At 70.8% G+C, this 23419-nt stretch carries 24 protein-coding genes; 7 read left to right on the forward strand and 17 right to left on the reverse strand.

Annotated features, from left to right (window positions below):
• Positions 1-72: 72 nt before the first annotated feature.
• From ABIA33_RS15890 to ABIA33_RS15920, 7 genes are read right to left on the reverse strand one after another with little or no spacing between them, the layout of a single operon-like run.
• Positions 73-1050: an N-acetylglucosamine kinase gene (locus ABIA33_RS15890; protein ID WP_370081862.1), complete on the reverse strand. Its 978-nt coding sequence runs from the start codon at positions 1048-1050 to the stop codon at positions 73-75.
• Positions 1041-2297, reverse strand: a complete 1257-nt coding sequence (locus tag ABIA33_RS15895; RefSeq protein ID WP_370081864.1) for a 6-phospho-beta-glucosidase — start codon at positions 2295-2297, stop codon at positions 1041-1043. The genes ABIA33_RS15890 and ABIA33_RS15895 overlap by 10 nt, the downstream gene beginning before the upstream one ends.
• Complete coding sequence (locus ABIA33_RS15900; protein WP_370081866.1) at positions 2294-3433, reverse strand: ABC transporter ATP-binding protein; 1140 nt, start codon at positions 3431-3433, stop codon at positions 2294-2296. Before ABIA33_RS15900 ends, ABIA33_RS15895 begins: the two co-directional genes overlap by 4 nt.
• A complete protein-coding gene (locus ABIA33_RS15905) occupies positions 3430-4443 on the reverse strand; it encodes an ABC transporter ATP-binding protein (RefSeq protein ID WP_370081868.1) in 1014 nt (337 codons plus the stop codon). The genes ABIA33_RS15900 and ABIA33_RS15905 overlap by 4 nt, the downstream gene beginning before the upstream one ends.
• A complete protein-coding gene (locus ABIA33_RS15910) occupies positions 4430-5290 on the reverse strand; it encodes an ABC transporter permease (protein ID WP_370081870.1) in 861 nt (286 codons plus the stop codon). The genes ABIA33_RS15905 and ABIA33_RS15910 overlap by 14 nt, the downstream gene beginning before the upstream one ends.
• A 21-nt stretch (positions 5291-5311) precedes the next feature.
• Entirely contained in the window at positions 5312-6295 is a 984-nt protein-coding gene (locus ABIA33_RS15915; RefSeq protein WP_370081872.1) for an ABC transporter permease, read from the reverse strand.
• A gap of 43 nt (positions 6296-6338) precedes the next feature.
• Entirely contained in the window at positions 6339-7979 is a 1641-nt protein-coding gene (locus ABIA33_RS15920) for an ABC transporter substrate-binding protein (RefSeq protein ID WP_370081874.1), read from the reverse strand.
• Positions 7980-8415: 436 nt separating this feature from the next.
• On the opposite strand from ABIA33_RS15920, the gene ABIA33_RS15925 reads away from it, so the two are divergent.
• Entirely contained in the window at positions 8416-9444 is a 1029-nt protein-coding gene (locus ABIA33_RS15925) for a hypothetical protein (RefSeq protein ID WP_370081876.1), read from the forward strand.
• A gap of 78 nt (positions 9445-9522) precedes the next feature.
• On the forward strand, positions 9523-10236 hold the full coding sequence (locus ABIA33_RS15930) for a peptidyl-tRNA hydrolase (RefSeq protein ID WP_370081878.1): 714 nt from the start codon (positions 9523-9525) through the stop codon (positions 10234-10236).
• A gap of 79 nt (positions 10237-10315) precedes the next feature.
• Here the strand turns inward: ABIA33_RS15930 and ABIA33_RS15935 are convergent, their stop codons facing one another.
• Together ABIA33_RS15935 and ABIA33_RS15940 are read right to left on the reverse strand one after the other, a co-directional pair.
• Positions 10316-10573 carry a hypothetical protein gene (locus tag ABIA33_RS15935; protein ID WP_370081880.1) on the reverse strand — a complete coding sequence of 86 codons (258 nt, stop codon included), beginning with the start codon at positions 10571-10573 and terminating at the stop codon, positions 10316-10318.
• Positions 10570-11535, reverse strand: coding sequence for a cyclase family protein (locus tag ABIA33_RS15940; RefSeq protein WP_370081882.1), 966 nt, complete (start codon positions 11533-11535; stop codon positions 10570-10572). The genes ABIA33_RS15935 and ABIA33_RS15940 overlap by 4 nt, the downstream gene beginning before the upstream one ends.
• A 124-nt stretch (positions 11536-11659) precedes the next feature.
• On the opposite strand from ABIA33_RS15940, the gene ABIA33_RS15945 reads away from it, so the two are divergent.
• Positions 11660-12604: a LysR family transcriptional regulator gene (locus tag ABIA33_RS15945; protein WP_370081884.1), complete on the forward strand. Its 945-nt coding sequence runs from the start codon at positions 11660-11662 to the stop codon at positions 12602-12604.
• A 20-nt stretch (positions 12605-12624) separates the two neighbouring features.
• On the opposite strand, the gene ABIA33_RS15950 is transcribed toward ABIA33_RS15945, so the two are convergent.
• The 3 genes from ABIA33_RS15950 to ABIA33_RS15960 are packed head-to-tail and all read right to left on the reverse strand — an operon-like array spanning position 12625 to position 15231.
• On the reverse strand, positions 12625-13479 hold the full coding sequence (locus ABIA33_RS15950; RefSeq protein WP_370081885.1) for a metal ABC transporter permease: 855 nt from the start codon (positions 13477-13479) through the stop codon (positions 12625-12627).
• Positions 13476-14387 carry a metal ABC transporter permease gene (locus ABIA33_RS15955; protein WP_370081887.1) on the reverse strand — a complete coding sequence of 304 codons (912 nt, stop codon included), beginning with the start codon at positions 14385-14387 and terminating at the stop codon, positions 13476-13478. The genes ABIA33_RS15950 and ABIA33_RS15955 overlap by 4 nt, the downstream gene beginning before the upstream one ends.
• On the reverse strand, positions 14374-15231 hold the full coding sequence (locus tag ABIA33_RS15960) for a metal ABC transporter ATP-binding protein (RefSeq protein ID WP_370081889.1): 858 nt from the start codon (positions 15229-15231) through the stop codon (positions 14374-14376). Before ABIA33_RS15960 ends, ABIA33_RS15955 begins: the two co-directional genes overlap by 14 nt.
• A 160-nt stretch (positions 15232-15391) precedes the next feature.
• Here ABIA33_RS15960 and ABIA33_RS15965 point away from each other — a divergent pair, with 160 nt between their 5' ends.
• Positions 15392-16171, forward strand: coding sequence for a COG4280 domain-containing protein (locus tag ABIA33_RS15965; protein WP_370081891.1), 780 nt, complete (start codon positions 15392-15394; stop codon positions 16169-16171).
• Positions 16168-16377, forward strand: a complete 210-nt coding sequence (locus ABIA33_RS15970; protein WP_370081893.1) for a hypothetical protein — start codon at positions 16168-16170, stop codon at positions 16375-16377. Before ABIA33_RS15965 ends, ABIA33_RS15970 begins: the two co-directional genes overlap by 4 nt.
• A 153-nt stretch (positions 16378-16530) precedes the next feature.
• Here ABIA33_RS15970 and ABIA33_RS15975 read toward each other — a convergent pair whose 3' ends face one another.
• Positions 16531-17130, reverse strand: a complete 600-nt coding sequence (locus ABIA33_RS15975) for a Chromate resistance protein ChrB (RefSeq protein ID WP_370081895.1) — start codon at positions 17128-17130, stop codon at positions 16531-16533.
• A 158-nt stretch (positions 17131-17288) separates the two neighbouring features.
• Between ABIA33_RS15975 and ABIA33_RS15980 the strand changes: the two genes are divergently transcribed.
• A complete protein-coding gene (locus ABIA33_RS15980; RefSeq protein WP_370081897.1) occupies positions 17289-19382 on the forward strand; it encodes an alkaline phosphatase family protein in 2094 nt (697 codons plus the stop codon).
• A 54-nt stretch (positions 19383-19436) separates the two neighbouring features.
• Here the strand turns inward: ABIA33_RS15980 and ABIA33_RS15985 are convergent, their stop codons facing one another.
• The gene (locus ABIA33_RS15985; RefSeq protein ID WP_370081899.1) at positions 19437-20183 is read right to left on the reverse strand and encodes a type 1 glutamine amidotransferase domain-containing protein; all 747 of its coding nucleotides are present in this window, start codon (positions 20181-20183) and stop codon (positions 19437-19439) included.
• 186 nt (positions 20184-20369) lie between these two features.
• On the opposite strand from ABIA33_RS15985, the gene ABIA33_RS15990 reads away from it, so the two are divergent.
• Positions 20370-20936, forward strand: a complete 567-nt coding sequence (locus tag ABIA33_RS15990) for a DJ-1/PfpI family protein (protein WP_370081901.1) — start codon at positions 20370-20372, stop codon at positions 20934-20936.
• A 36-nt stretch (positions 20937-20972) separates the two neighbouring features.
• Here the strand turns inward: ABIA33_RS15990 and ABIA33_RS15995 are convergent, their stop codons facing one another.
• The 3 genes from ABIA33_RS15995 to ABIA33_RS16005 all read right to left on the reverse strand — a co-directional run bounded on the left by ABIA33_RS15995 (position 20973) and on the right by ABIA33_RS16005 (position 23167).
• Positions 20973-21434 (reverse strand): nuclear transport factor 2 family protein, encoded by a 462-nt coding sequence (locus tag ABIA33_RS15995; RefSeq protein ID WP_370081903.1) that lies wholly within the window; start codon positions 21432-21434, stop codon positions 20973-20975.
• A gap of 124 nt (positions 21435-21558) precedes the next feature.
• Positions 21559-22038 carry a hypothetical protein gene (locus ABIA33_RS16000; protein ID WP_370081905.1) on the reverse strand — a complete coding sequence of 160 codons (480 nt, stop codon included), beginning with the start codon at positions 22036-22038 and terminating at the stop codon, positions 21559-21561.
• Between the two features lie 127 nt (positions 22039-22165).
• Positions 22166-23167: a hypothetical protein gene (locus ABIA33_RS16005; RefSeq protein ID WP_370081907.1), complete on the reverse strand. Its 1002-nt coding sequence runs from the start codon at positions 23165-23167 to the stop codon at positions 22166-22168.
• Positions 23168-23419: the final 252 nt, after the last annotated feature.

Here is a 23419-nt window from a genome sequence, read left to right on the forward strand (position 1 = left end):
CACGTCCAGATCTTATGGGCATGTGTCCACAAAGTCATAACGGAGGAGGTTGGCCGGGCGCCGGCCGCGCCGTCAGTACGAGGCGCGGAGTTGGGCCAACGCCTCTGCCGGGGCGCCCAGATGGTCCAGTCCCAGCAGGGCTGCGCCGGCGACCGGCGGGACGTCGGCGTAGCAGGGCAGCGCCGCCGGGGCGTGCTGCTTGAGCCGGGACTCGACGCCCTCGGTGAGCAGAGGGTGACGGCTCGCCAGGATGCCGCCGCCGAGTACGACCTCCACGTCCGTACCGGCGAGGTCCAACCGGTCCAGGACCGAGCGGGCCATCAGGAACACCTCCTCGGCCTGCCGGTCCACCAGCGCCTCGGCGACGGCGTCGCCCTCGTCGGCGGCGGCGAAGAGCACCCGCGTCAGCTTGATGATCTCCTCCTCGCCGAGCCGGCCGACGTGCACCGCGACGGCCACGTCATGCATCGTCGCCTCGCCGAAGTAGGCGGCGACCTGACGGCGCAGCAGCGTCTCCGGGCCCCGGCCGTCCTCGGCCCGGATCGCCGCGTACATGATCTCGCTGCCCAGCCAGCGGCCGCCGCCCCAGTCACCGGTGTAGTGCCCCAGCGCGAGGAACCGGGCGGTGCGGCCGTCGGGGCCGACCCCGGCGCAGTTCATCCCCGCTCCGCACACCATCGCCACGCCCCATGGCCGGTGGGTGCCGGAGCGCAGCAGCGCGAAGGTGTCGTTGAGCACCTGGGAGCTCTGCGACCAGCCCCGCTCGGCGAGTTCGGCGGCGAGCCTGGTCTCTTCCTCGGGCAGGTCCACGTTGGCCAGGCAGGCCGAGGTGTGCCTGGCGACCGGGCCGTCGCCGTCGAGGCCGGCGCGCCGGGCGACCTCGGCGACGAGCGGTGCGAGCGTCGTTCCGTCGGGTGCGGTCGAGCCCGGGCCGCGGACGCTCGCGAGCAGGCTCCCGTCCTCGGCTATCAGCGCGAGATCGGTCTTGCTGTTCCCGCCGTCGATGGCGAGCACCGCCGGCAGGCCCCCCACAGGTCTCGTCAGATCCACGCCAGGTAGTCCTTGTTCTCGTGCAGCAGCAGGTCGGTGAGGCGTTCCGCCGGGTCGTACTGGCCGATCAGCGGATGGGCGAGCAGCGCCTCGAAGACGCGGTCGCGACCGCCGAGCAGAGCGGCTTCGAGCGCCACCTCCTCGTAGGCGCTGACGTGCGAGATCAGCCCGGAGTAGCGCGGCGGCACGGCGGCGACCGGCAGCGGTACGGCGCCGTCGCCGCCGATCAGCGCCGGCACCTCGATCACCGCGTCGTCCGCCAGGAACGGCATGGTGCCGTTGTTGCGGACGTTGGCCACCTGGACGTCGCCGGTGCCGGCCACCAGCGAGGCGAGCAGATTCGCGGCCGCCTCGGAGTAGAACGCGCCGCCGCGCTCGGCGAGCAGGTCGGGCTTGCGGTCCAGGGTCGGGTCGGCGTACATCTCGAGCAGCCGCCGTTCGATGTCGGCGACCGCCGCGCCGCGGGTCTGTGCGCCGCGCAACTCCTCGACCACGACGTCGTGCTGGTAGTAGTAGCGCAGGTAGTAGGAGGGGATGACACCGAGCCGCTGGACCAGCGGGACCGGCAGTTCGATGTCCTCGGCGATCTCCTCGGCGCGTTCGGCGAGGATCTGCGGCAGCACCTCCTCGCCGTCGATCCGCACGCCGCGGATCCAGGTGAGGTGGTTCAGCCCGAAGTGGTCCAGGGCGACTCTGCTCGGATCGACCCCGGCAGCGGACGCGAAGCGGCGCTGGAAGCCGATGGCGACGTTGCACAGGCCCACGGCCCGGTGTCCGGCGTCGAGCAGGGCGCGGGTGACGATCCCGACCGGGTTGGTGAAGTCGATGATCCAGGCGTCGGGCGCGGCCAGTCGTCGTACCGTGTCGGCGATGTCGAGCACGACCGGGACGGTGCGCAGGGCCTTGGCCAGGCCGCCGGCGCCGGTGGTCTCCTGGCCGACGCAACCGCACTCCAGCGGCCAGGTCTCGTCCCTGGCGCGGGCCGCCTGGCCGCCGATGCGCAGTTGCAGCAGCACCGCGCCGGCGCCCTCGACGCCGTCCTCCAGGTCGGTGGTCCAGCGGACCTTGGCGGGATGGCCGTAGGCGGCCATGATGCGTGCCGACACGCCGCCGACGAGCGGCAGGCGCGTGGCGTCGGGGTCGACCAGGACGAGTTCGCTGACCGGCAGCCGGTCGCGCAGCCGCGCGATGCCGTCGACCAGTTCCGGGGTGTAGGTCGAGCCGCCGCCGACAACGGTCAGTTTCATGCGAAGTCCTTGTGTGTCGGAGCGTTGGTGGGCACGGGCCGCGTCGGCGGCACGGTCGGAGTCGGCGTCGGAGTCGGCGACGGCGTCGCGTTGGCGACGTGGCAGGCCGCGGAGTGCCGGTCGCCGAGCAGCCGGAGCTCCGGGGTGACGGTCGCGCACTCGGCGACGGCGACCGGGCAACGGGCCCGGAAGCGGCAGCCCGGCCTGGGGTCGACCACTTTCGGCGGCTCGCCGCGGTCGGCGCCGGCCAGGTCGGCCAGCGGCGCGCGGGGGTCGGGGACGGTGGACAGCAGCAGTTGCGTGTACGGGTGCTTGGGGGCGGCGAGGATGTCCTCGATCGGGCCCTGCTCGACGATGTGCCCGGCGTACATGACGATCAGCCGGTCCGCCGCGTAGCGCGCGCTGGCCAGGTCGTGGGTGATGTAGAGGAAGGAGACGTTCGAGCGGTCACGCAGCTCGGTCATCAGGTTGAGCAGCCCGATCCGGATCGAGACGTCCAGCATGGAGACGGGCTCGTCCGCGATGATCAGCTTGGGGTTGGAGGCGAGCGCCTGGGCGAAGCCGATGCGCTGGCGCTGGCCGCCGCTCATCTCGTAGGGGAACTTCGCCATGTACTGGGCGGCGGGGGTGAGGCCGACGACGGTGAGCAGGCGCTCGGCCTCGGCGACCCGCTGCGCCTGGTCCAGCTCCGGGCGGTGCAGCTTGAGCGTGCGCAGGATGCCGTGGGATATCCGGTACACCGGGTTGATGGAGCTGAACGGGTCCTGGAACACCATCGGCACCTGGCTCCGGTAGGCCAGCACGTCCTTGCGGGAGCGCAGCCCCGACAGCGGCCTGCCCTCGAAGAGGATCTCTCCGGCGGTGGGCTGGTAGACCATCGCCAGCAGTCGGGCGATGGTCGACTTGCCGCTGCCGCTCTCGCCCGCGAGCGCCACGATCTCGTTGCGGCCGATGCTGAAGTCGGCGCCGTCGACCGCGTGCAGGTTCCTCCGGGAGAAGATCCCGCCGATCTGGAAGTGCCGGGTGAGGCCGTTCGCCCTCAGCAGCGGTTCGTCCTCCCGCGCGGCGTTCGCGGCGGAGTTGAGGGGTTCGTTGAACGGCTCGTTGAACGGCTCGTTGAACAGTGGCTGGTTCATGCCGGCACCTCCTCCTTGCTGACCTGGCCGGGCGCGTGCAGCAGGCAGCGAACGAGGACCTGGTCGACGTCGTACAGTTCGGGCCCGGTCTGCGTGCAGGAGGGCATGACGCTCGGGCAGCGGGCCGCGAAGCGGCAGCCCGGGGGCAGGTCGGAGAGGTCGGGCGGACTCCCGGGAATGCCGAGCAGCGGGACCTTGGGGCCGCGGATGGACGGGAAGGCGTCCAACAGGCCGCGGCTGTAGGGGTGGCGGGGGGTGTCGAACACGGTCCTGGTGTCGCCGAACTCGGCGATCTGCCCGCCGTACATGACGATCAGCTGGTCGGAGAAGTGGCTCACCAGCGACATGTCATGGGTGACGAAGATGATCGCGAAACCCAGCTCGCGCTGGAGTTCCTTGATCTGCACCATGAGCGACCGCTGCGCGACGACGTCCAGTGCGGAGGTCGGCTCGTCCATGATGATCAGGTCGGGCGTGAACAGCAGCGCCATCGCGATCATGGCGCGCTGCCGCATCCCGCCGGACAACTGGTGCGGGTAGCTGCCGAGGTGCACCGGGTCGACTCCGACCAGTTCCATCACCTCGCGGGAGCGGACGGCGATATCGGTGTCGAAGCTGTGCGCCCGCAGTACGTCGCGGAACTGCGAGCCGATGGTCTTCACCGGGTTGAGCGCGTTCATCGCGCTCTGCATGACCACCGAGAGCTCGGACCAGCGGATCGCGTTGAGCTGCCTGGCCGTCATCGTGACCAGGTTGCGGCCCTTGAAGGACACGCTGCCGCCGGTGATCCCGGCCGGCGGGCTGAGCAGCTGTGCGATGCCGAACAGCAGCGTCGACTTGCCGCAGCCCGACTCACCGACGATGCCGAGGAACTCGCCCTTGTCGAGCGTGAATCCGACCTTGTCGACCGCCAGGGCCGAGCCGGTCGCGGTGGCGTACTCGACGGTCAGGTCGCGGACCTCCAGCAGGGGCGACGGGGCAGTCTGGTAGGGGACGTCACGAAGCGACACGGAGCCTCCTCACCGGACGCAGTGCGGGGTTGCTGATCTCGTCGAAGGCGTTGTTGAGCAGCGCGAAGGCGGTGCCGAGGAGTGCGATGCAGAGTCCGGGAACGGCGGCCCAGACGTATCCGCCGGTCTGCAGCGCGGACTGGTTCTGCGCCCAGTACAGCATCGTGCCCCAGTCATAGGAGTTGACGTCTCCGAGGCCCAGGAACTCCAAGCCGGAGGCGGTGAGGATGGAGTAGAGCGCCGCGCCGAGGAAGTTGGCGACGATCAGTGACGTCATGTTGGGCAGCAGCTCGAACATGATGATGTAGGAGCGGCGTTCGCCGCGGACCCGGGCGGCCTCCAGGAAGTCCCGGTTCCGCAGCGACAGCGCCTGGACCCGCAACTGCCGTGCGCCGAAGGACCATCCGGTGACCACCAGGGCGATGATCATGACGGTGATGCTGTGGTGCGAGAAGTACCCGGCGATCACCACCACCAGCGGCAGAGTGGGGATCACCAGCACCACGTCGGTGAAGAGGTTCAGCACGTCGTCCCAGATTCCGCCGAGGTACGCGGCACTGACGCCGACCAGGACCGAGAGCACGGTGGCGAGCAGGCCGGAGACGACCGCGATGAGCAGGGCGGGCCGGGCTCCGTGCACCACCTGGACCAGGATGTCCTGGCCGAAGCCGGTGGTGCCGAGCCAGTGCTGCCCGGAGATGCCGAGCGAGACGTCGTTGGTGATCGTCGCCGGGTTCCCCGGGGCGATCAGGTCCGGTACCGCGGCGAGTACCAGGAAGAAGATCAGGATCAGCAGTCCGGCTGCGGCCTTGCCGTTGTGCCGGATCGCTCGGAACAGGGTTGCCATGGGGGTTGCTACCTCACGCTGTCAGCGGGCGGACCGGGTCCGGGGGTCGAGGAGGGCGGTCACGATGTCGGCGAGCAGCACGGAGAGCAGCACCGCCACGGTGATCACCAGGAACAGGCACTGCATGACCGGGAAGTCCTCGTTGTCCACGGCCTGGACCAGCTGAAAGCCGACCCCGGGGTAGGCGAAGACGTACTCGACCAGCACCGCGCCGCTGACCACGAACCCGAGGGACATGGCGAATCCGGTCAGGTTGGGCAGGATTGAGTTGCGGGCGGCGTAGTCGAGCATGATCCGCCGACCGGGCAGGCCCTTGGCCCTGGCCATCCGGACGTAGTCCTCGGCCAGCGTGGTGATCATGGTGTTGCGCATGGTCAGCACCCACACACCGGCGGAGGTGAGCAGGATCGACCCGGCCGGCAGCACGGCGTGCTGGAGCACGGTGCTGACGAAGTCGCTGTTCCACCCGGTCGCGATGCTGCTGTCGCTGCCGAACGCGGTCGGCAGCCAGGGGTTGATCTCCGCGAACACCATGATCAGCATGATCGCGACCCAGAAGTAGGGCAGTCCGGTGGCGACCACGAACAGCGGCGGCAGCACGCTGTCCAGCTTCCCGCCGCGCTTCCAGGCGGCGAGCGCCCCGATCCCGGTGCCGATGACGAACGCGAGCACGGTGGTGACCCCGACCAGGCCGAGCGTCCACGGGATCGCCGCCCCGACGACGCTGGTGACCGGCGTGGGGAAGTTGGCCACCGAGATGCCGAAGTTGAAGGTGGCGCAGTTGTGCAGGTAGGTGACGTACTGCGAGAGCAGGCTCTGGTGGCTGTTGATGCCGAGGGCGGCCTCGACCGCCTGCAGCGCCTGTCCGTGCAGCCTGCCGTGGTAGCGGGCCATCATCGCGGTGACCGGGTTGCCCGGGAGCATGTGCGGGATGGCGAAGTTGATGGTGAGTGCGGCCCACAGGGTGAGCACGAAGAACCCCAGGCGGCGGATCAGAAATCTCACCCTGTGGACCTCTCTCTTCTCTTGTACGGGTCTGCTGGGTCGGCTACTTGGGCTGCAGGTGCAGCAGCATCTGGCCCATGTCCGGGTAGGAGAACGCGGCCGGGACGGCGTAGGGGTCCTGCTGGGTGACCCAGCCGGTGAACTTCGCGGTGTTGTACTGGTACCAGGCCACCGACTCGGTCACCGGGATCACCGGGACGTCCTTGAGCATGATCTGCTCCAGCTGCCCGATGATGTCCTTCTGCTCCGCCGGGTCGGCCGTGGAGGCGTACTGGTCGAGCAGGGCGTCGGCGGCGGGGTTGCTGTACCGCTCGAAGTTGGTCGACGCCGGCTGGCCGATCGGGGCACTGTTGGCCGAGTAGAGGAACTGGCGCAGCTCGTAGTACGGCGCGGGGCCGCCGGTCTCACCGTAGTAGCCGATCTCGAACTTGCCGTTGAACAGCTTGTTGGTCCAGTCGTCGTTGGACAGGTTGTCGATGGTCAGACCGATGCCGGCCGCCTTCATGCCCTGCGCGACGACCTGCAGCGAGGCCACCCAGTCGCCGTAGCCGCCCTGGTTGATCACGGTGAAGCTGAGCTTCTTGCCGTTCAGCACATAGATGCCGTCCGGGCCCTTCTTGGCGCCGATGCCCTCGAGCAGTTGGGCGGCCTTGGTCGGGTTGTAGGTGTAGTCGTCCTTGCCCTTGGCGGTCGCGTCGACCCAGTCCGGGTAGGTCTCGGTGACCACGCCGAGCTGGTGGCCGGGCGGCTCCTGGCCGCCCTCGCCTATGGTGGACGCCTTCTGACGGTCCGTCGCGTAGGCGAGCGCCTGGCGGACCACCGGATTGTCCAGCGGTGCGACCTTCTCGTTGAGGAACATCGACACCTGGGTGATCGGCGGCGACCAGGTGTGGTTGTCCTTGCTGCGCGCGGAGTAGAACTTGTCGATGTTGGGGATGAACTGGCTGCCCCACTGCGCCTGCCCGGTGGCCAGATAGGTGTTGGCCGGGTCGTTGGACGTGAACGCCGGGTACTTCACGGTGGTGACCTTGGGCAGTCCCGGCTGCCAGTAGACCGGGTTGGCGGTGTAGGTGATGTTCTGCGGCGTACAGGGGTTGACGACGTAGGCGCCGGTGCCGATGGGCTTGTCGTCCTTGAAGGAGACCGGGTCCTTGATCGAGGACCAGATGTGCTGGGGCACGATGGGAAGCTGGTCGGCGATGTAGTAGAAGTACGGCACGGCGGGCGACTTGAAGGTGACCGCGATCTGGTCGCTGCCCACCTGGGTGACCGAGGACAGCACCGACCAGATCGAGTTGAGGTCGAGCGCCGGGAACTGCTTCAGCAGGTTGAAGGTGAACAGCACGTCGGCGGCCGACATAGCCTGACCGTCGCTCCACTTCACGCCGCTGCGGATGGTGAAGGTCATGGTCTTGTTGCCGTTGCTCCAGGCCCACTTGGTCGCGAGCCAGGGAGTGGTCTTGTCGTTCTGCAGAGCGTTGACGAAGACCAGCGGCTCGTACACGTTGCCGGTGGCCAGGAAGTTCACGGAGCTGTTGAACGGGTTGAACGAGCAGGTCCAGAGCCCGCCGCTCTCATTGGAGATGGTGAGCACGCCGCCGCGCTTGCCGGTGGCGGTGCTGCCGCTGTGCCCGCTGGATCCGCACGCGCTGACCAGCAGCGTGGAGGCGACGACTGCGGTCACACCGAGAGCCTTCGCTCTCTTTCTGAAGAGGCTTCCTGTCTTCACGGTTTCGCCTTTCACTGAGGGAGTCACTCGTCGTGGGTCGCCCTGGGTCGCCCTGGGTCGGTGTCCCTGCCCGCGACCGCCGTGCTCCGGTCACCGTCAACCATGTGGCGCAGCCTCCGACCATGGGCGATGTTAGTTAGGGAGTTTTACTAAGTGGCGATGCGTAAGAGTTGCGAGGAATCGCCGACCTGTCAAGGGCCTGCGGTGGGGGGCCCTGACATAGGGGCCAAGCTGCAACTTCCTCTTCGCTTTCTGATGTTCCGTCAGCCCGTCGAGGGGTCCTGGTCCTGGCCCCGACCGGTCCTGCCGGGGTGCGCGTCGGCGAGGCGAGTGGGGTAAACCGAGCCGGATGGTGCCGGTCTGTACCGGCGCGCGGTGGCAGACTGGTCGGGTGAACTCCCTCAGCAGGCGGACCCTGCTCGCGGGCACGGCGGCAGGCCTGCTGGGTGCGGCCGGGTGCGGCGCGGGGCACACTCATGCGCCCGCCCCCGCGCCCACGTCGCCGACTCCACCGCTGACGGCGACGACGCGGACGCCGACCGGAGTTCCGACGACCGCCTCCGCGTCCCCCTCCGCCTCCGGTGCCGCGCTGCCGGCCGTCACCGTGTGGCAGCCGAGCAGCAACGACATCGACCCGCAGGTCAAGCTGCGTGCGGTACAGCTGGTCGAGGCCCTCGGCAACTGGTCCCAGGGACAGCAGGGCACGGCCGCGGCCCGGTCCCGGGTCGCCGCCCTCGGACTCGATCCGGCGCTGGCCGGGCAGGCGGGCGCGCTGCTCAGCCAGGCGCCCCGCGCCGCGCTCCAGGTCCTGGAGGCCCAGTACGGCGGAATCCTGAGCGACTCGGCCAGCGTGCTGGTCGTCTGCCGCCAGTGGACCCAGGACGCGAACGGCCTGGTCGTCCCGGGCGGCACCACCGTGGACGTACGGCTCTCCCTGGCTCAGCCCCGCTGGACGGTCACCGCCCTGCACCCTGCCCAGCCCGGTCCGGCCGTCACCCCGCTGCCCTCCGCCGCGCAGCGGGTGCTGGCCAGCTCGGCGATCACCCTGCCGCCGGCCGCCGAGGCCGACCTGCACAGCGGCACCATCCACGACAGCGTGCTGGAGGCCCTGCTCACCCTGTCCCGCAGCTACCGGATGGAGCTGAGCGTGGTCCGCTCCGGCCATCCCCTCGACGTCTTCGGCACGACCCGCCCCAGCGACCACCCCCAGGGGCGGGCGTTCGACGTGTGGCGGGTCGACGGCCACGCCGTCGTGGACCCGGCCACGTCCCAGTCGCTGGTGCAGGGGTTCATGCGCGCGGCGGCCGCAGCGGGCTCGTACAACGTGGGCGGCCCTTGGCAGTTGAGCGGAGGAAGCGGCAACCAGTTCTTCTCGGACGACACCCACCACGACCATGTGCACGTCGGCTTCAGCAGCTGACCCCGCCGGGCTCAGCGCACCGACCCGACGTCGGACCCGACGCCCCAGGCAGGCGCACCGGGCTGCCAGAATGGAGCGATGACCAGCCCCAGCCCCAGCAGCAGCCCCTTCGCCGACCGCTCCGCCGACCGTGACGCCGCGCCCCAGTTCGTGCTGCCGCTCGTGGTCCGCATCGAGCGGACCGAGCCTCCCGCGCACACCGACGCCCTGGAGACGGCGGCACGCGCGGTGCTCTCGCTGCTGTCCGACGAGCGCACCACGGCGGCGGACGGGGAATGGGCGCAGGCCGTCCACGCCTGGGAGGACGCCAGGATCCGCAAGGTCGTGCGTCGGGCGCGTGGCTCGGAGTGGCGCAAGGCCCTGGACCTGCCCGGGGTGACCGTGACCGGGAAGGCGGCGGAAGTGCGGGTCTTCCCGCCGGTGCCGCTGGACGGCTGGCCCAAGGAGCTGGTCAAGCTCCAGGTCTCGGGCACGGAGCTGGACGACCCCGAGCCGCCGACCGATCCCGACCCCGGTTCCCCGGTGCTCTGGTTCAATCCGGGAGTCAGCATGTCCACCGGCAAGTCCATGGCCCAGGCCGGCCATGGGGCTCAGCTCACCTGGTGGGCCCTGCCCGTGGAGGAGCGCGCGGCCTGGCGGGAGGCCGGCTTCCCGCTCGCCGTCCGCACCGCGGCGCCCGAGCTGTGGGCGACGCTGGCCGGGTCGACCCTGCCGATGGTCCGCGACGCGGGCTTCACCGAGATCGCCCCGGGCTCCTGCACCGTCATCGCCGACCACCCGGCGCTGCGCTGACTCCCCGGCCCGTCGTTCCTCGCGCGCCAGCGGCAGCAGTAGCAGGGCGGCCGCCCGGCGACGGAGAACCGGGCGCGGTTCAGCAGGAGACCCCGTCCCGAGGGGAGCCACCGCGGGCCAGCGCCACCGCGCCGATGACGATCCAGATGATGTTCAGCGCTACTGACGGCCAGGCCCGGTGGATCGCGGAGTTGAGTGTCAGTCCCGCCGCACCGGTCAGGTTGAGGACCTGGAAGCGGAGGCCGGCGCCGGAGAGGCGCCCGCTGGAGACCAGAGCGTAGGCGGCCAGCAACGCGGCGGCCGCGGCCCAGCCGACGAGGCCGACGACCACGCTCACCGGACGCCGTCCGAGTCGATGCCGTCGAGCACCGCGAAGGCCCGCACCGGGAACGTCCCCATGCCGACGACGCGCGGCGGCGCCGCGTGGAAGCGGAAGCCGTCCGAGGGGAGCTGCTCCAGGCCGCGTAGGTGCTCGACCACGGGGATGCCCGCCGCCAGCAGGGTGGTGTGCGCCGGACGCGTTCCGTCCTCGGTGTCGTCAACGTTCAGGGAGTCGATCCCCACCAGCGCGGGCCTCTGTGCGGCGAGCCACTCGGCGGCCCGACGGGTCAGGAACGGGTGGCCGCTTCCGTACTGGTCGGTGCCCCAGTGGCGGTCCCAGCCGGTGTGGATGAGGACGGCGCGGCCGGTCACCTCGTGCGGAGCGAGGGCGAGGACGTCGATCGCGCGTCCGGGGTCGTCCGCTGCGACGGCGTCGTGGCCGACCCGGACGACGATCCCGTCCAGGTCGGCGAGCTTCTCCAGCCCGATGCCGGACAGGTCGGCCCCGTCTCCGAAGCGGTGGAACGGGGTGTCCAGGTAGGTGCCGGTGTTGGCGACCATGCTGATCCGCCCGATCTGGAACTCGGTGCCCTCGGCGTAGTGGTCGTGGGACGCCTCGCGGGACAGATGGTCGCTCAGCTCCGGTCCGGGCAGGCCCGGGTAGGTGACCATGCCGTGGTGGATGGGATGGCTGAGCTCGACCAGTCGCCGCGCGGCCGGGATGCCTCCCCCCGCGCCTCGCGAGCCCTTGTGCTGCTCATGGACCACGGTGAGCTTGTCCACGGTGACGGTGTCGACCATGAGCAGCCCCAGATGGCGTACCAGGCGCAGAGCCACCTCGTCCTGGTCGAGGTCCGCTCGGTCCGTGTCCAGGCGGAAGCCCTGGACACGGAGCGATCCGCCGTTGCGGAAGGTGACCTCGGCGTCGAACTGGACCCGCAGGTCGGTGGCGGGGGCGGTGGGGTCGGTACGCGTCATGGATCAAGCTTCGATGAAGCGATACTGAAGTTCAATCGATAGTTTCTTAAGTGACGCGACAGTCGGCGCGAAGAGTCGGCATGAACGGGAAGCGCGGGAAGCGCGGGAAGGAAGGCGGCTCGGCATGGACATCGACCCTCGGCGGCTGCGGGTCCTGCACGCGGTGGCGGTCCGCGGCGGGGTCATGGACGCTGCCAAGCTGCTCCACCTCACTCCCTCGGCCGTATCCCAGCAGATCGCCCAGTTGGAGCGTGAGACCGGGGTCGCCCTGCTCGACCGCACCCACCGCCGGGTCGAGCTGACCGCCGCAGGTCGGCTGCTCGCGGCTCGCGCGGAGCGAATCGAGCGTGAACTCCAGGAGGCTCACCGGGAGTTGGCTGCGCTGGCGGGACGCGCCGCGGGCCGGGTCGTGGTCGCGGCGTTTCCGACCGCGGTACGTCACATCGTGGTCCCGGCCATCGCCCGCCTCGCGATCGAGCATCCGGACATCGACATCGGCGTGGTCGACACCGAGGGCGCGGCGGCGCTGCGCGAGCTCAGGACCGGCGGGGTCGACGTCCTCATCACCGAGCAGGACTCGGTAGCCGCAGCCGCCCGACCGCCGACGGCCGGTGTCACCGGTCGGCCCATCCTCCAGGACGAGTACCGCATCGTGGTGCCGCCGGGCTGGGCGGCCAGGGTACGAACGATCGCGGACCTCGCCGACGCGCCATGGGTCGCCGCACCACCGGACTCGGCCTGCGGCCAGGCCCTCGCACGCCTCTCGGCGGAGCATGCGTTCACCCGGACCCCGGCCCACGTGTGCATGGAGTTCCCCGCCGTGCTCGCCCTGGTCGAGGCCGGTCTCGGGGCGGCCGTCGTGCCCCTGCTCGCCCTCGCCGACGTCTCCCCCGGCCGGGTGGCCACGGCCGGTCTGCCCGGAGTGGGACACCGGGTCGTCTCCACGTTCCACCGGGCCGGGACAGCAGGACCCGAGCCGGTCGTCGGCGTGGTCACCGCAGCCCTCGGCGAGGTGGCGGCCGTGCTGGCTCTCGCCAACTCCCGTGCCACCGGCGGCAGACCCGGCTGAGTGCCCGCGCGGAGGACCGGCTACGCGGCGACCGGCCGTGGCGCGGAGCCTACGGTCGGGCGGAACAGGAACGTCGCGCCGTAGGCGGCGGTGGCTGCGGCCATGATGGCGAAGCTGGGCGGCAGGCTGGGGATCAGGGCGCTGGCGGCCAGCCCCGCCCACATCTCGCCCACCGCCAGTCCCGCCGACAGGGCCAGGCCCACGAACGGACGGACGGTCAGCCGCAGTGCAGCACCGGCCGGGGCGGCGAGCAGCCCGAGCAGCAGCAGCGAGCCGACCGCCTGGGTGGCCTCCCCCGCGCATGCCCCGACCAGAGCCAGGAATCCGAAGCCGAGAAGGCGAACCGGGACGCCGCGCGCGGCGGCCACCGCCTCGTCCACGGTCGCGAACAGCAGCGGGCGGGCGATCAGCACCATCACCGCGCTGATCGCGGCCGCGACCAGGACCGCGACCAGGGTCTGCCCGCCGTCCAGGCCGAAGATCGTGCCGAACAGCACGCTGGTCCCGGCTCCGCCCATCGCGCCGCTGCGCGAGGTGGTGTAGAGAGTCAGGAAGAAGGAGCCCAGGCCCAGGATCCAGGCGAAGGCGCTGCCGATCACCACGTCGTCCGCGCGCCCAGCGCGGCCGATCCCGGCCAGCAGCAGGCCGGCTCCGACACAGCCGACGAAGAGGCCGACACGCAGGTCGTACCCTCCGGCCAGGGCCGCCATCGCGCCGGTGAAAGCGACATGGCTCAGGGCGTCCCCGGTGAAGACCTGGGCGCGCAGCACCAGGAAGTACCCCACCAGGCCGGCCGCGAGCGCGATGAACGTCCCGGCGAGCAGGGCGTGGTGGAAGAAGGGCTGGCTCCAGGCCGAGGCGGCGAGCACGGTCATGCGGCACCCGCCTGCAGCAGAGTTCCGCCCGAGCGAGCCCGCACGCCCTGAAGCGCACGAGCGGCGTGCGCCGCCAGGAATCCGGCGAAGGCGAAGGTGGTCACGAAGAATCCCAGCGGATAGGGCCAGTAGAACGCGGCGACCAGGCCCAGCCAGGTCACCGCGAAACCGATCAGCACGGTCAGCAGCAGGCTCAGGCCCGGCCGGGCGGTGAGGACCTGCGCGGTGGCGGCAGGCAGCACCATCAGCGCGAACACCAGCAGCGCCCCAGTGATCTGCGCGGCCTCGGCGGTCGCCGCGCCGAGCAGCACCAGGAACAGTGTGGACAGCAGCCGCACCGGCACCCCGCGCCCGGCGGCGACCTGCGGATCGACCGACGCGAACAGCAGCGGGCGGCCAATCACCGCCAGCACCGCCAGGACCACCACGCCGACGACGGCCAGGACCGCGACCTGGCCGGTGGTGATCCCCAGAAAGCTGCCGAAGAGCAACGCCTGCGGGCCCTCCAGCAGGCCCTTGTACAGGGCCATGAACAGGTAGCCGCAGGCCAGCAGGAACGCCTGCACCACGCCGGTGGCGGCTGACTCCCCCGCACCGCCGGCCTGCCCGTCCCGCCGGAGCGCGGCGAGGGCCAGCGCGGCGGCGACGCAGAACCCGAAGTAGCCGAGGCTGAGACTGATCCCGACCAGGGTGGCGAAGGCCGCACCGGGGAACGCGACCACCGACAGGGTGTGCCCGGCGAAGGTCTGCCGGCGCAGCACCATGAACCAGCCCACTGCTCCGGCGACCACGGCCACCACCGCCCCGGCCCGGAAGGCGTTGACCATGAACGGGTAGGACCACATCTGCTGGAAGTCCGCGACCAGGTTCCAGGACCACCCGGTCGACGAGGCGTCAGCCAGCGGCATGGTGACCGCCGTGGGTGGACGGGGCCTCGGGCTGCCCGACGACGACCAGACGCCCGTCGCGGGTGCGCAGCACCTCCACCGGCGTGCCGTACAGGCGGGTCAGCGTCTCGGAGGTGATCACCTCGGCCGGCGTTCCGCATGCCGCGCCGCCCTCGGCCAGATACACCACCCGGTCCAGGTGGTGCAGGATCGGATTGACGTCGTGCGCGACCATGACCACCGCAACGCCCTGCTCATGGCAGATCCGCCCGATGAGCGCGGCCACCGCACTCTGGTTGGGCAGGTCCAGGCTGTCCAACGGCTCGTCCAGCAGCAGCACCTCAGGGCGCCGCACCAGCGCCTGCGCGATCAGCAGCCGCTGCTGCTCACCGCCGGAGCACTGCCCGATCGGGCGATGCGCGTAGGCACTCGCGCCGACCAGCTCGACGACCTCGGCGACGCGCTCGCGCGCCTGACGGCCGCGCCCCGGCAGCGGTATGCCCCAGCGGTCGCCGTCCAGGCCCAGCCGCACCACGTCCAGACCGCGGATGCCGAGACCAGGATCGAAACTGCGGCGCTGCGGCAGATAGCCGACGCGGGCGCCGGCCTGGCCGGGGCGCTCCCCCAGCACCCGGACCTCACCCGCGGCGGTCGGGAGCACCCCGAGCAGCACCTTGACCATCGTGGACTTGCCGACCCCGTTCGGGCCGAGCACCGCCACGAACTCCCCGGCCCGGACCTGGAGGTCCACGCCCGACCACAGCGTCCGGCCACCGACGCGCACCGCGGCACCGCGCAGTTCCAGCACTCGGGCGGTCTCCTGGCCAGCCCCCGGGGGCACAGTCTGCTGCAGCGGAATCGTCATGGGACCAGGTTAGATGGAAACGGTTTTCAGAACTACCTCCAATGGGCTAGCCATGAAAATCATTACCAAGTCTTGACCTGTAACGAAAGGCAGCCGGTCATCGCTTTTCCGATGTAACGACGGTTAGAATCTCAAGCATGCAACCGATGCGGCCAACGGCATGAACAGCTGGATCCTCTTCGTCACGGTGCTCCTCGCCTGCGCGGTCGAGGCCGTCGAGGCACTCACGATCGTGCTGGCGGCAGGCACCGGCCGGCACTGGGGCTCTGCCGTCCAGGGCACCCTGGCCGCCCTGGCCGCGCTCGCGGCCACCGTCGCCGCGCTTGGCCCGGCGATCGGCCTGATCCCGCTGGGGGCGCTGCGCCTGGTCGTCGGCACCCTGCTGCTGGTCTTTGGCCTGCAGTGGCTGCGGAAGGCCGTGCTGCGCGCCTCGGGCCACAAGGCCCTGCACGACGAAGCCGGCGCCTACGCCAAGGAGCTGGCCGCCGCCCGGGGCGCCGCCGCCGGGGGCCGGGGGATGGTGCAGGACTGGTACGCCTTCACCCTGTCCTTCAAGGGCGTCTTCCTGGAGGGACTCGAAGTGGCGTTCATCGTCGTCACCTTCGGCACCAACCAGCACAACCTGCCGGTCGCGGTCCTGGGCGCGGTGGCCGCCGTCGCGATCATCACAGCCGTGGGCTTCGCGGTCCGCGCCCCGCTGGCGCGGATGCCCGAGAACACCATGAAGTTCGTGGTGGGCACCATGCTCACCGCCTTCGGCCTGTTCTGGTCCGTCGAGGGAGCGGGTGCCCACTGGCCTGGCTCGGACACCGCGCTGCTGGCCCTCGTCCCGGCGGTGGCCGCGCTCGCGCTCGGCTACGTGGCGCTGCTTCGCCGCGTCCCCGCCCCCGCGCCGGCCACTCCGGTGGCCGCCGCCTCTGTTGAAGGACGTGTCGCATGAGCCGGATCCGCGCCTTCGCGGCGTTCTGGTACGACTTCGTGATCGGCGACGACTGGCGCGTGGCGCTGGGCGTGGTCCTGGCCCTCGCCGCCACGGCGGGCCTCGTCCACGGCGGCGTCAACGCCTGGTGGCTGCTGCCCGTGGTCGTCGCCGCGCTGCTCGGACTGTCCCTGCTGCGGGTCGTCAGGGCGGCCCGCCAGAGCTAACGACCTGCGGAGCGACAGGGCTCGGGTCAGCGCACGCCGTCCGGTGCCTGCCGCTGATGTCAGAGCCGGCAACGCGGCAAGCGGAGGTGCCGGGCCGTGGGTACCCGAGCCCTGGCGCTCCCCAGGGCGGAAACAGAGGCCCGCCGGTCGGGCCTAGCGGCTCTCGCCCTCCTCGGCGTAGACCCGGGCCGCGTACTCGTCGAGTACCTCCTCGCAGCGCTGCAACGCGCTCCTGGTCGCGGCCACGCCGGAGGCTCCGAGCACGTCGCGGGCATGGACCTTGGCGAACCAGTTCCGCAGCTTGACCAGGTCCTCGTCGTTCTCCTCCAGCTCCGCGTAGGTGAAGTGCTCGGCCCGGTACTCCTTCTCGATCTCCTTCAGGAAGTCCTGGCAGCGGTCGACGATCTCCTCGTACTCGTCGTCGCGGGCGGCGTTGAACGCCTGGACCATCTCCGCGCTGCCCGCGAGCACCTGCGAGACCAGCAGGTAGGCGCTGCCCCCCATCTCGGTGATCTCGTTGCGCAGCACCCGGAACGAGCGCTCGGCAGCGGCGGTCTGAGGCAGCGCCGCAACCGAGTTCTGCAGATAGATCGCACCCAGGCCCTTGATCTTCCGCCAGACTCCGGCCCGCAACCTGGTCGGCTCGACCGGCACCTTGTAGACGAGCACCAGCCAGCGCCAGCCCCCCGGGTCGGCAGCGTCACCCTCGCTGCGCGAACCCGCCTTCGCCACGTCCGCCACGTGCTTCCCCATCTCCACCGCGATCACCCAGGACAGCCGTCGCCACCGTACCGGCAGGCGCGGAAGTGTTCACCCCGCGTTCTTTCGCAAACACTCGGCGGCGTCGCCCCACCCCCTCTACATTCCTTGTCCGGACCATGACTTGTTCAGACAAGTAGCCGAGGTGGAAGATGTCACGTACGACAAGTAAGGCCCGGCGGGTGCTGCTCGCCGGAATGGTGTGCACAGCGATGAGCGCCGGTGGGGTGAGCGCGCTCGGCGCAGTACCGGCGACGGCGGCGACCGCGGCCGCCCTCGGCAGCAACCTCATCGTCGACGCAGGCGCGGAGCAGGCGACCGCGAGCAGCGACGGGTACAGCCAGGTCGCCCTCCCGGGTTGGACCGTCAGCGGCAGCATGACCGCTGTCTCCTACGCGACCGGGAACGGTTTCCCGTCGTCGAGCAGCCCGGGTTCGCCCACCCGGGGGACCAACTTCTTCGCCGGCGGCAACGCCCCGGGCTCCACCACCGCCACGCAGACCGAGGACGTCTCCGCCCTGGCCGCACAGGTCGACACCGGCGCCATCGCCTTCGACCTCTCCGGCTGGCTGGGCGGCTACAGCAGCCAGAGCGACGCGGCCTCGCTCAGCGCGACCTTCCTCAGCGCCTCCGGCAGCAGCCTGGGCAGCAGCACCATCGGCCCGGTCACCGCCGCCGACCGGGGCAACACCACCGGGATGCTGCAGCGCGCGTCGACCGGCGGCGTTCCCGCCGGAACCCGCAGCATCCGGGTGGTCCTCACCGCCACCCAGACCTACGGCTACAACGACGGCTACGCCGACGACCTCTCACTGACCCTCAGCCCGCGCAGCACCAGCGGCAACCTGCTGGTCAACCCCGGCGTCGAGACCGGCGAGGGCACCACCGGCGGCTACGACCAGACGATCATCCCCGGCTGGCAGCAGTACGGCACCGTCACCTCCATCGCCTACGGCACCGCGGGCGGCTTCCCGTCCTCGTCGAGCCCTGGCTCGCCCACCCGCGGCGGCAACTTCTTCGCGGGCGGCGCCGAGGGCGACTCCAGCCTCACCCAGACCGCCGACATCTCCAGCGCCGCCACCGCCGTCGACGCGGGCGGTGTCACCGCGAACCTCTCCGGCTGGCTCGGCGGCTACGGCAGCCAGAACGACGGTGTCACCCTCACCGCCACCTTCCAGAACGCCTCCGGCGGCACACTGGGCAGCGGCACAGTCGGCCCGGTCACGGCGTCCGACCGGGGCAGCACCACCGGGATGCTGCAGCGCTCCGCGACCCTTCCGGTGCCCACCGGGACCCGCAAGGTCAAGGTCGTCGCGGCCTTCACCGTCGCCAGCGGCCCCTACAACGACGGCTATGCCGACGACCTCTCGCTCACCCTGTCCACCCCGGTGACCGCACCGGCCCCGCCCACCCCGCCGGTGTCCACCGTGCCCGGATTCGACCATGTCTTCCTGGTGATGATGGAGAACCAGGACTACAGCGGCATCATCGGCAACACCTCGGGCGCGCCGTATCTCAACAGCCTTGCGGCGAAGTACGCGTCCTCGACCAACCAGTTCGCGCTGGCGCACCCGAGCGACCCCAACTACGTGGGCCTGTTCAGCGGCAGCATGCACGGGCTGACCAGCAACACCCCCACCACCAGGCTGCCGGGCACCAACCTCGCCGACGTGACCGAGGCGGCCGGCAAGACCTGGAAGTTCTACAACCAGAACATGCCCAGCCCCTGCTACACCTCCCAGTCCGGCAACTACTACCCGGACGACCTGCCGTTCACCTACTTCTCCTCCATCGTGGACAACGCGGCCCGCTGCCAGTCCCATGTACTCCCGCTGACCAGCATGGCCACCGACCTCGCGGCGACCGCGACCACGCCGAACTTCGTCTGGTTCTCGGCGGACGACTACTACGACATGGAGGCGGGCGGCGTCACCGCGGGTGACACCTGGCTCAGCCAGACCCTGCCCACGATCTTCAACTCCCCGGCCTGGAAGACCCAGCGGAGTCTGCTGATCGTCACCTGGGACGAGGACGACAAGGCCAACGACCAGACTCCCGAGCAGCACGTCCCCACCCTGGTCATCGGCTCCCCGAACGCCCCGGTCAAGTCCGGTGGCTACACGTCGAGCACCTGGTACGACCACTACAGCATCACCCGCACCATCGAGGCCGGCCTCGGGCTGCCCGCGATGACCGCCAACGACGCCTACGCCCCGCCCATGAACGACTTCTTCACCCAGGGCTGAGCCGCGAGGCCGCTGTCCGCCGGATCTCCCGGCGGACAGCGGCGTCGAACGGGATCAGGACGCGGCGAGGCGGTCGCGGAAGCGCCGGGCGAAGAGGTAGGCGTCCCCGGGCCAGCGGGCGGAGACGTAACCGCCGTCCTCGACCACAAAGGCCGGAGAGTCGTCGGTGGCGGTTCCGCGCGCGGTGAGCACGCGCGGGCCGCGCTGGAACTGTCCCGGTACGGCGAGTGCGCCCCTCACCTCGTCCTCCACGTAGGCGGGGTAGGTCCGGTAGTAGCGGCCGAGTCGCCAGGCGGTGAGCGCGTAGGCGCTGCGCTCCATGTACTTGGGCAGGCAGGTGGTGCGGCGGTCCCGGAGCAGGCTGTGACCCGACTTCTGATCCCGGGCGCGGGCCAGCACGAGGACGCCGTGGCAGATCGCCCCCACCGGCCGGTCCAGCGTCCAGTACTGCGCGACCTTCTCCTGGAGCAGCGGCGAGGCGAGGTACTGGCGCATCCCCGGCGCGTGGCCTCCGGCCAGGACCAGCCCGTCGTAGTCGGCCGGATCGACGTCGGCCCAGGCGAGGGTGTCGCGGAACTCCGCGCTCGCCGTCAGCTGCCGGTAGAACTCCTTCGCCTCGTCCTCCGCGCCCAGCTGTCCGAACAGCACGCCGGTCAGCAGCCTGGGATCGGCCGCCGGTACGGTGCCCGCGCGTTCGGTGGCGAACACGACCTCGTGACCGGCGTCGGTCAGCATCCGCCAGGGAACGGCGACCTCGGTGACGTCGAAGTCCCGGTCGGGCAGCGGCATCAGTACACGCATGGACGGCTTCCTTCGGCGGGTCGGCGGGTCGGCAACGGGCCGTCGAGCCCGCTGTGCCCACCCTAGGTGCAGTCGCTGCCTCGGCCGCAGCTGCAGCCGCCGCCCCCGTTGCCGCCTCCGTCCCGACGGAGGAACGTGGGAGCAGAAGAGCCAGCGGACGCGAGAGACAGAGGACGGTTCCCAGCCATGGCAGCAAGGATCCTGATCGTCACCGGTGACGCGGCGGAGTCGATGGAGGTCTTCTACCCGTACCAGCGGCTCCTCGAGGAGGGCTACGAGGTCGACATCGCCGCTCCTGAGCGCAAGAAGCTGCAGTTCGTCGTGCACGACTTCGTGGACGGCTTCGACACCTACACGGAGAAGCCGGGCTATACCTGGCCCGCGGACCTGGCGTTCGCCGAGGTGGATCCGGCGCGGTACGTCGCCGTGGTGATTCCGGGCGGGCGTGCCCCCGAGTACCTGCGCAACGACCCGGACGTGCAGCGGATCGTGCAGCACTTCTTCGAGGCGGACAAGCCGGTGGCCCAGATCTGCCACGGCCCGCTGATCAGCGCGGCAGCCGGAAGCCTCCAGGGACGCCGCACCGCCGCCTACCCGGCGCTGCAGCCGGACGTGCTGGCGGCGGGCGCCTCCTTCGAGAACGGCGAAGCGGTGGTGGACGGGGTCCTGGTCTCCGCGCGCGCCTGGCCCGACCACCCGGCCTGGATGCGCGCGTTCATCGAGGTACTCCGCGGCAAGGCCCCGGCACAGTGACGCACCACTAACGACCTGGGGAGCGATAGGGCTCGGTCAGCCCGCGGGCGGCGGCTCCGCGGGCGCGGCCGGGTGCAGCACGACCGCGAACGCCTTGTCCTCGGCGCGCTCGCGCAGCTTCCAGCCCTGCGGTGTGCGCACCAGCGAGTCCACGTACCAGAGCCCGCACACCAGCAGGCCCGCCTCGCCCTCGGCGCCGGGCAGCGCCATGGGGTTGTGGCACATGGTGCGCGCCGTGGCGTGGTCTCCGTCCAGGGTGATCGCGCAGTTGGACACCAGGTGCTGGGTCGCCGCGAACATCGGCAGCACCGACGCGAGGAAGGCGGTGACCTCCTCCACCGGCCCGCGCGGGCCGCCGAAGGCGGTGTAGTCCACCACGGCGTCCTCGGTGAAGACCTCCTTGAACAGCGCCCAGTCGCGGGTGTCCACCGCGTGCGCGTAGCGGACCAGCAACTCCTGGATCTCCAGACGATCCGACATCTCCTGCAACGAAAGCATGCCCGCCCCCTCGCTCCGCCGTGTCCGCCGTGTCCGCCGTGTCCGCCGTGTCCGCCGTGTCCGCCGTGTCCGCCGCAAGTGTGCGGACGACCGCGCCAGAAGAGAAGGGCCGTGCGCCGCAGCGTCAGCGGACGACGACGGTCACCTGCCAGGACATCCCCGTGGAGGTGGAGCTGCGAAGAACCGCGGTGCCGCGCGTCGCGCCGACGAAGAGGCCCGGTGTCACGCCGAGAGGCGCGGTGAGCACGCCGCTGCTGGTCGGCACCAGGACGCCCTGGTCGGAACTGGCCACGGCGCCCCACTTGTCGCCCGAGGCGGACGACGGCGCGGTGAGGAAGACGTCGACGCGCTGTCCGACCGTCAGGCAGTAGGTGCCCAGGGTGATCTGGGTCAATGAGCCGGCGGAGTGCGGCAGAACGGGGGCGGGGAGCGAGTGGCAGGCGGGAGCCGGGGCGGAGGCGGCGGTCACCGCGACCGGGGTCGGACCGCCGCACCCGGCCACCAGAGCCGCGGTCGCCGCGAGCCCCGCGGCGAGCGCCGCAGCACGGCGAGGCTGCGGCCGGAGGCGGGCGGACGACGGGCGGCGGGGCATGGACGGAGCCACGGGGATTCCCTTCGTGCGGGAGCGAGTTGTGCCGCCGTGGTCCCCGGTTCGTCCCGGGGACCACGGCGGCGGGGGTTCAGCGCCGGCGGGCGTTCAGCACTGGTGGGGGTTCAGTGCTGACTCGGCGTCAGTGCTGGTTGGAGGCGCTGGTGTACGAGGTGACGCAACCTCCGGCGCCGCCACCGAAGTTGTTGCTCCACAGCGACTGCACGGCGTAGTTGCTGCCGTTCAGCGAGGTGATGGACGAGGCACCCTGGCCGCTGGAGATCCAGGCGCACTTGTCGCCGGTCTCGGCGCCGGTGCTGTCGACCCAACCGCTGCTGGGCGCAGGGTCGGTGAGGGTCTCCGCGTACTCGTGGCCGCCGACGATGGTCACGCCCTCCGTGGCCGAGTTGACGCCGCTGCTGCCGGTGGCGACGAAGCCCGCGCCACAGCCGGCACCGGCGTCGGTGACGTAGGGGAAGTTGGTGTACGGGAGGTCGGCGCCGGTGCCGGTGGTGGTGTGGTCGTGCCAGGCGCAGTACTGGGTCTTGAAGCCGTTCGGGACGGAGCCGTGCGGTACGTCGACGATGACCTCGACGTTGTCGCCGGAGACCCCGAAGTGGGCGGCCGCCTTGACGGCCTCGGCGGCGATCGAGGCGTCAGTCGGCCGGGTGGCGACCTTGACGCTGCTGTCCAGCCAGGTGCCGCCGACCGGGTTCGAGGCCGGGTGGCCGACGGGGGTCCCGGCGCCGTTGCACTGGGTCGTGCCCACCGCGACGCCCTGGCAGTACTGGGTCTGCGAGTTGGTGAAGCTGTCGCCGCTGCCGTAGGCGTGCTGGAAGAAGGAGAGCTGGAGGGCAGCCTCGCCAGTGGGGTCGTTGGTCACGGTCGAGCCGGTGCCCCACTGGTTGCCCCAGTAGACGATGAAGATCTTCGGGCTGGTGACGACGTTCCCGCCACCGTAGGCCAGGTTGTTGCCCGAGGCGGCGGGGAGGACGGCGGCGTGCGCGGCGGTCGAGGTGTGCGTCGCCATGCGGTGGCCGTTCGGCGACGCGGCGCCGGCGGGGGACGCAGCGAGGAGGCCGGAGACGGCGAGGGCCGCGGCCGAGGCGGCGACGAGGCCGGCACGGTTGGAGATCTTCAGCAAGGTACTGCCCTTCGAGTCGGGGGTGTTCGACGGGACGGTGACGGTGCGTCGGGGCGGTCGGCGCCGGCTGGGTGGCGCCGGATTTGCACTACCGCGCCCGAATTGCTTCGCCAGGTGCGGCGAATAGGTGGTGCGGGTTGCCCGGAGTGGCAAGGGAAGGCGCCGTGGCCATTCGACGCCGTTTCTGACACCCCGATGGGTGGTGCTTGCGAGAAGAGAAACTAGCGACGTGGATCACAGGCGGTCAAGAGT

This window comes from Streptacidiphilus sp. MAP12-16 (assembly GCF_041262165.1).
Lineage (GTDB): Bacteria > Actinomycetota > Actinomycetes > Streptomycetales > Streptomycetaceae > Streptacidiphilus.

What these genes read in the sequence shown, in the direction of transcription:
- ABIA33_RS15895 (WP_370081864.1), bottom strand. Translation starts at nt 2,297, where the DNA reads ATGAAACTGACCGTTGTCGGCGGCGGCTCGACCTACACCCCGGAACTG.
- ABIA33_RS15900 (WP_370081866.1), bottom strand. Translation starts at nt 3,433, where the DNA reads ATGAACCAGCCACTGTTCAACGAGCCGTTCAACGAGCCGTTCAACGAA.
- ABIA33_RS15910 (WP_370081870.1), bottom strand. Translation starts at nt 5,290, where the DNA reads ATGGCAACCCTGTTCCGAGCGATCCGGCACAACGGCAAGGCCGCAGCC.
- ABIA33_RS15930 (WP_370081878.1), top strand. Translation starts at nt 9,523, where the DNA reads ATGACCAGCCCCAGCCCCAGCAGCAGCCCCTTCGCCGACCGCTCCGCC.
- ABIA33_RS15940 (WP_370081882.1), bottom strand. Translation starts at nt 11,535, where the DNA reads ATGACGCGTACCGACCCCACCGCCCCCGCCACCGACCTGCGGGTCCAG.
- ABIA33_RS15945 (WP_370081884.1), top strand. Translation starts at nt 11,660, where the DNA reads ATGGACATCGACCCTCGGCGGCTGCGGGTCCTGCACGCGGTGGCGGTC.
- ABIA33_RS15950 (WP_370081885.1), bottom strand. Translation starts at nt 13,479, where the DNA reads ATGACCGTGCTCGCCGCCTCGGCCTGGAGCCAGCCCTTCTTCCACCAC.
- ABIA33_RS15955 (WP_370081887.1), bottom strand. Translation starts at nt 14,387, where the DNA reads ATGCCGCTGGCTGACGCCTCGTCGACCGGGTGGTCCTGGAACCTGGTC.
- ABIA33_RS15960 (WP_370081889.1), bottom strand. Translation starts at nt 15,231, where the DNA reads ATGACGATTCCGCTGCAGCAGACTGTGCCCCCGGGGGCTGGCCAGGAG.
- ABIA33_RS15965 (WP_370081891.1), top strand. Translation starts at nt 15,392, where the DNA reads ATGAACAGCTGGATCCTCTTCGTCACGGTGCTCCTCGCCTGCGCGGTC.
- ABIA33_RS15970 (WP_370081893.1), top strand. Translation starts at nt 16,168, where the DNA reads ATGAGCCGGATCCGCGCCTTCGCGGCGTTCTGGTACGACTTCGTGATC.
- ABIA33_RS15975 (WP_370081895.1), bottom strand. Translation starts at nt 17,130, where the DNA reads ATGGGGAAGCACGTGGCGGACGTGGCGAAGGCGGGTTCGCGCAGCGAG.
- ABIA33_RS15980 (WP_370081897.1), top strand. Translation starts at nt 17,289, where the DNA reads ATGTCACGTACGACAAGTAAGGCCCGGCGGGTGCTGCTCGCCGGAATG.
- ABIA33_RS15985 (WP_370081899.1), bottom strand. Translation starts at nt 20,183, where the DNA reads ATGCGTGTACTGATGCCGCTGCCCGACCGGGACTTCGACGTCACCGAG.
- ABIA33_RS15990 (WP_370081901.1), top strand. Translation starts at nt 20,370, where the DNA reads ATGGCAGCAAGGATCCTGATCGTCACCGGTGACGCGGCGGAGTCGATG.
- ABIA33_RS15995 (WP_370081903.1), bottom strand. Translation starts at nt 21,434, where the DNA reads ATGCTTTCGTTGCAGGAGATGTCGGATCGTCTGGAGATCCAGGAGTTG.